This is a genomic window from Micromonospora sp. M51 (assembly GCF_018070305.1).
In the GTDB taxonomy this organism is placed as follows: Bacteria; Actinomycetota; Actinomycetes; order Mycobacteriales; family Micromonosporaceae; genus Micromonospora; species Micromonospora parva.
The window spans coordinates 1-5,474 of record NZ_JAGPXZ010000412.1; the positions used below are offsets into that span (position 1 = coordinate 1).

Annotated in this window: 6 protein-coding genes; 4 read left to right on the plus strand and 2 right to left on the minus strand. The window is 72.4% G+C overall.

All coding sequences use genetic code 11. From position 1 onward, the window contains the following. On the minus strand, window positions 1–1,444 hold a 1,444-nt coding region (locus tag KBX53_RS20815; RefSeq protein ID WP_210861132.1), incomplete at its 3' end, for an ATP-dependent DNA helicase. A gap of 102 nt (window positions 1,445–1,546) precedes the next feature. Here KBX53_RS20815 and KBX53_RS20820 point away from each other — a divergent pair. After that, on the plus strand, window positions 1,547–2,053 hold the full coding sequence (locus KBX53_RS20820; RefSeq protein WP_210861133.1) for a DUF402 domain-containing protein: 507 nt from the start codon (window positions 1,547–1,549) through the stop codon (window positions 2,051–2,053). A gap of 10 nt (window positions 2,054–2,063) precedes the next feature. On the opposite strand, the gene sigJ is transcribed toward KBX53_RS20820, so the two are convergent. Further along, a complete protein-coding gene (gene sigJ / locus KBX53_RS20825; protein WP_210861135.1) occupies window positions 2,064–3,029 on the minus strand; it encodes an RNA polymerase sigma factor SigJ in 966 nt (321 codons plus the stop codon). Window positions 3,030–3,218: 189 nt separating this feature from the next. On the opposite strand from sigJ, the gene KBX53_RS20830 reads away from it, so the two are divergent. The 3 genes from KBX53_RS20830 to KBX53_RS20840 all read left to right on the plus strand — a co-directional run. Then, window positions 3,219–4,160: a PPK2 family polyphosphate kinase gene (locus tag KBX53_RS20830; protein ID WP_210861138.1), complete on the plus strand. Its 942-nt coding sequence runs from the start codon at window positions 3,219–3,221 to the stop codon at window positions 4,158–4,160. Between the two features lie 127 nt (window positions 4,161–4,287). Next, window positions 4,288–4,914, plus strand: coding sequence for a DUF47 domain-containing protein (locus KBX53_RS20835; RefSeq protein ID WP_030327784.1), 627 nt, complete (start codon window positions 4,288–4,290; stop codon window positions 4,912–4,914). A gap of 4 nt (window positions 4,915–4,918) precedes the next feature. Then, a partial coding sequence (locus tag KBX53_RS20840; protein WP_210861140.1) for an inorganic phosphate transporter occupies window positions 4,919–5,474 on the plus strand: 556 nt, incomplete at its 3' end.

A 5,474-nucleotide genomic window follows, 5' to 3' on the forward strand; every position in this document is an offset into this window, starting at 1 on the left:
ATGCGGCGGCCAGCGCGGCAGCGGCGGGGGTCGGCGGGGCGGGCGGTGGCGCGTCCAGCCCGAGGGCGCGGGCGACGGTGTCGAACCGACCGCCCAGCGCCAGGGTCGCCGAGGTGGCGACGACGGTGCGTTCGTCGTACAGGTGGGTGGCGAGGGTGCCGGCCACCGACAGCGGCGCGACCACCAGTGCGCGGCGGCTGCCGCTGTCGTTCTTCTCCACCCAGGCCACGTCGTGGTCGGCCTCCTCCAGCAGCCGCTGCGCGGTAGTGGAGAGCTCGTCCAGGGCGGCCTTGGCCTGCTGCTTGCGCACCGGGTCGGGGTCGTCGGCCTTGATGTCGCCGATCGCGTCCAGGGCGGTGCGGGTCGCCGCGTCGAGCAGCGTGCACGCCTCCCGCAGCGGCGTCGGCAACCCCGCGGTTATCCGCCCGGCAGGCGCCTCGGCCAGGCCGACGGCGAGGGCGTCGCCGGCGGCGGTGAGCGCCTCGGCCGTCTCCGGCCGCAGCAGCGTCCGGGCCCGCCGGGTGGTCCGGTCGATCAGCTCCGGCACCAGTTCCGCCTGGGCCGCGGAGGAGACCCGGTCGGCCAGCTCGTGCGCCTCGTCGACGATGAGCAACTTGTGCGGTGGCACGATGTGCCGGTCGGCGAGCATGTCGACAGCGAGCAGGCTGTGGTTGGTCACCACGATGTCCGCCTCGCGGGCACGGGCCCGCGACGCCTCGGCGAAGCACTCCTGCCCGAACGGGCAACGGGTAGCGCCGACGCACTCGCGGGCCGGCATCGACACCAGCCGCCAGGCCTGGTCGTCGACGCCCGGGTCCAACTCGTCCCGGTCGCCGGTGGCGGTCTTCTCGGCCCAGTCCCGCAGCCGCTCGATCTGCTTGCCCAACCGGCCCGCCTCACCGAGCCACTTCGTGCCGCCGCCGGGACGTGCCGCGGGAGCGTCGAAGAGGGTGTCCTCCGGCTCCTCCTCGGTGGAGTTGTCCAGTCGGGCCAGGCAGAGGTAGTGGTGGCGGCCCTTGAGCACGGCGAAGGTGGGCCGCCGGCCGAGCACCGGCTCGACCGCGTCGGCGAGCCGGGGCAGGTCGTGGTCGACCAGCTGGGACTGCAACGCCAGGGTGGCGGTGGAGACCACCACCGGGCCGTCCACAGTGAGCGCCGGCGCGAGGTACGCCAGCGACTTGCCGGTGCCGGTGCCGGCCTGGACGAGCAGATGCTCACCGTCGGCCACGCACGCCTCGATCGCCGTGGTCATCTGCAGCTGGCCGGGGCGTTCCGCGCCACCGGGCACCGCGCCGACCGCCGCCGCCAGCAGCTCGGTGCCACTGGGCCGGGCACCCCGCCGCCGGCCCTTCGCACGGGCCGACGGGGTGGCGGAACCGGTGGCGGTGCGGGGCGGAGTCACCGTGCGACGGTACCCGGCGCCGCCGACACCGGTAGCGCCCATCCGCCGCGTGGCGTGCCGCCGACCGGGCCGGGCGGTGCGGGCGACGCCGTCCGGTTACGGCCGCGCTACGACGCGTGGGCAGTATCGGTTAGGGTGCGAATCATGCCGAGCGACATGGTCCGAGTGATCTACCGCAAGTACGACGGCAGCGCCCACCGCGACTACCCGGCCCGCCGGCTCACGGAGGACGATCTCGGCATCTGGCTCGGAGTGCCCGAGGGCACCCAGTCGGTCTACCACGGCCGCCCCTCGGTGGAGAAGATCCCGTTCGTGCTGCTGGTGCCGCACCGCGCCTGGTGGACGGCCATGTTCAACCCGCCGCCGCGCACCAGCGAGGTCTACTGCGACATCACGACCCCGGCCCGCTGGGAGTCCGACGACACCGTCCACCTGATCGACCTTGACCTGGACGTCGTCCGGCGTCGGGCCACCGGCCTGGTGGAGCTGCTCGACGAGGACGAGTTCGCCGAGCACCGGGCCCGGTTCGGCTACCCGGACGACGTGGTGGTCGAGGCGGAGGCGGCGGCACAGCGGCTGTTCGGGGCCTTGGGCGACGGCACCGAGCCGTTCGCCACCGCGTACCGCAAGTGGTTGGCCCTGGTGGTCTGACCGGGCCGGCTCACCAGCGTGGTGGCCAGCCGTCGTCGGCGTCCAGCGGCGGCAGGTCGGTCAGCTTCTCCGGGTTGAGCTGGTTGTAGATGGCGGTGATCCGGCCCCGGTCCACAGCGAATGCGGTGACCAGGCGGATCGGTCGCCCGTCGCTGTGTGCCGTCTCCATCTGCAGGCCGAGCGCGCCGTCGACGAGCACCGGCCGAGCCAGCACCCGGTCGGCGTACCGGCCGGTCCGGCCGAACAGGCCGAGGGTGAGGCGACCCACGGCGTCGGCGCCGAGCACCGGCCGACGGGCCGCGGGGAAGTGCCCGCCCGAGTCGCCGACGAAGACCACGTCCGGTGCGAGCACCTGGAGGAGTTGGTCCAGATCGCCGGACTCGGTCGCGGCGACGAACGCCTTGAGCACCCGGCGCTGCTCGGCCGGGTCCGCGGTGTGCCGGGGTACGTCCGGCGCGCTGACCGCCCGACGGGCCCGGGAGGCGAGCTGCCGGGCAGCCGCCTCGGTGGTGCCGAGCACCCCCGCGACCCGGGCGAACGGCAACGCGAACACGTCGTGCAGCACCAGCGCGACCCGTTGCTCCGGTGCGAGCCGCTCCAGCACCACCCGCCGCGCCGTGCCGACCTGGTCGGTGCGGACCGCCCGCTCCGCCGGGTCGGGCGCGTAACCGTCGGCCGGCGACCGACCGTCCACCGGGCTCACCACCGGCTCCGGCAGCCACTGTCCGGGGTACGCCTCCCGGCGGACCCGGGCCGAGCGGAGCACGTCCAGGCAGATCCGGGCGCAGGTGGTGGTCAGCCACGCGGGCAGGTCACGGATCTCGGCGCGGGCCGCCGGGTCGGCCAGCGCCCCGGCGTAGCGCAGCCAGGTCTCCTGGACCGCGTCCTCCGCCTCGCTGCGGCTGCCCAGCATCCGGTGGCCCACCGCGAGGAGCCGGCCCCGCTCGGCCTCGAACTCCGTCGCCAGTTCCCGCACGACCCACCACCCCTTCCGGTCGGTGTCCCGGCCTCCATCCTCCCGCCTGGCGGAGGTGCCGGCAGCCCCGGAACGCCCCGGTGGGTCGGTGCCTGCGGTGGGCGCAGGTCGAGGGTGTCGGTCACCGGGCCGGGGTCCGTCGACGGCTCTCGGCGGGCGGATCGGCGGCGGTTGGGTGATGATCCGTGCATGAGCGCACCCCAGCAAGGGCAGATCGTGGGGCCGGACGGCGGCTCGATGCGGGAACTGCTGCGGGTCACCGCGCCGGTGGATCTCGGCGCGATCGACCCGCGGTCCATGCCCGGCCTACCGGTGCCGGCGGACCGCGTCGAGCACCGTAAGACCTGGGCGCGGGAGCAGGTGGAGCTGGTCGGTGAGGAGCTGGGCCGGCAGCAGGAGATGCTCTTCGCGATGGCCAAGACCGGATCGGAGCGGCCGGCCCGCCGGGTGCTGCTGGTGTTGCAGGCCATGGACTGCGGCGGCAAGGACGGCACGATCAAGCGGGTGGCGGGCGCGATGAACCCGCTGGGCCTGCACATCCGCTCGTTCGGGCCGCCGACGCGTCAGGAGCTGCGGCACGACTTCCTCTGGCGGATTCGCCGGGAGCTGCCGCCGCCGGGGTACGTGGGGATGTTCAACAGGTCGCACTACGAGGACGTGTTGATCGCCCGGGTCGGCTCGCTGGTGCCGGAGGCGACCTGGCGGGCCCGCTATGACGAGATCAACGCGTTCGAGCGGGAACTGACCGAGGACGGCGTGACGCTGATCAAGGTGATGCTGCACATCTCGTACGCCGAGCAGGGCAAGCGCCTGCTGGACCGGCTCACCGACCCGCGCAAGCACTGGAAGTACAACCCCTCCGACATCGACTCGCGGGGGCACTGGGACGACTACCAGGCCGCGTACGCCGAGGCGCTGAGCCGGTGCGGCACGGACGCCGCGCCCTGGTTCGTGGTGCCGGCGGACCGCAAGTGGTACCGGGACTGGGCGGTGGCCCACCTGCTGCGTGAGACGTTCGACACGCTCGATCTGGGGTATCCGGCTGCCGATTTCGACGTGGCCCGGGAGCGGAGGCGCCTGTTGGCTGGGGGAGCGGGTGCCGGTGGGACGGTCGAGGTGAACGGCAGGTGAACGAGCGGTGAATGGTGCCTGGCCAGGGGTGGGCCGGCGAATTCCCGGTTCTGCCGTTTCCTAGCATTCACCGAGCGGGCGCTCTCGGGTGCCGCCACCCTTCCACCGACGCGACGAGGTCTGTGCTGTGAAGTTTTCCTTCCGCCCCACCGAGGGCGCCTTCTACGAGCTCTTCACCAGGGCCGCGCAGAACCTGGTCCGGGGCACGGCGCTGCTCAACGAGCTGGCCCTGCCCGGCGTGGACGTGCAGTCCGTCAGCGAGCGGCTCACCGAGGTCGAGCACGACAGCGACCAGATCACCCACGAGCTGTACAAGAAGATCAACTCAACCTTCATCACGCCGTTCGACCGGGAGGACATCTACCGGCTCGGCTCGCTGCTGGACGACGTGATGGACCACCTGGAAGCGGTCGGCGACCTGCTCTACCTGTACGGGCTGACCGAGCTTCCGGCGCTGCCGCGCGAGCTGCACGAGATGGTCAACGTGCTCGACCAGCAGGCCAAGCTGACCGCCGACGCGATGCCCCGGCTGAAGTCGATGAAGGATCTTGAGGACTACTGGATCGAGTGCAACCGGCTGGAGAACGAGGGCGACCGGATCAACCGGCAGCTGCTCGTCCGCCTCTTCTCCGGCGAGTACGACGCGCTCACCGTGCTGAAGATGAAGGAGGTCGCCGACGAGCTGGAGGCAGCCTGCGACGCCTTCGAGCACGTGGCGAACACCGTCGAGACCATCGCCGTCAAGGAGTCCTGAGCCGGTGTCTCCCGAACTCATCGCCGTCCTGGCGGTGATCGCGGTAGCCCTGGCGTTCGACTACACCAACGGCTTCCACGACGCTGCCAACGCGATCGCGACAAGCGTCTCGACCCGCGCGTTGACCCCCCGGATCGCGCTGGGGCTCGCCGCGGTCGGCAACTTCGTCGGCGCGCACTTCGGCGCCGGAGTGGCCAAGACCGTCGGCGACGGCCTGGTCACCCTGCCCACCGGCATCAGCAGCCTGGGGGTGGTCTTCGCCGGGGTGCTCGGCGCCATCGCCTGGAACCTGATCACCTGGTACTTCGGTCTGCCGTCGTCCTCCTCGCACGCGCTCTTCGGTGGTCTGGTCGGGGCGACCCTGCTGTCCAGCGGCGGCATCGTGCAGTGGGTCAACATCGGCGAGAAGGTCATCCTGCCGATGGTGCTCTCGCCGATCGTCGGTCTGACCCTCGGCTACCTGCTGATGCTGGCCATCCTCTGGATGTTCCGGAAGGGGCAGCCGGGCAAGCTCAACCGGGGCTTCCGGTGGGCGCAGACCGCCTCGGCCGCCGCCATGT

Excerpts from the sequence above, each read along its gene's own strand:
- KBX53_RS20820 (WP_210861133.1), top strand. The coding sequence starts at position 1,547 with ATGCCGAGCGACATGGTCCGAGTGATCTACCGCAAGTACGACGGCAGC.
- KBX53_RS20830 (WP_210861138.1), top strand. The coding sequence starts at position 3,219 with ATGAGCGCACCCCAGCAAGGGCAGATCGTGGGGCCGGACGGCGGCTCG.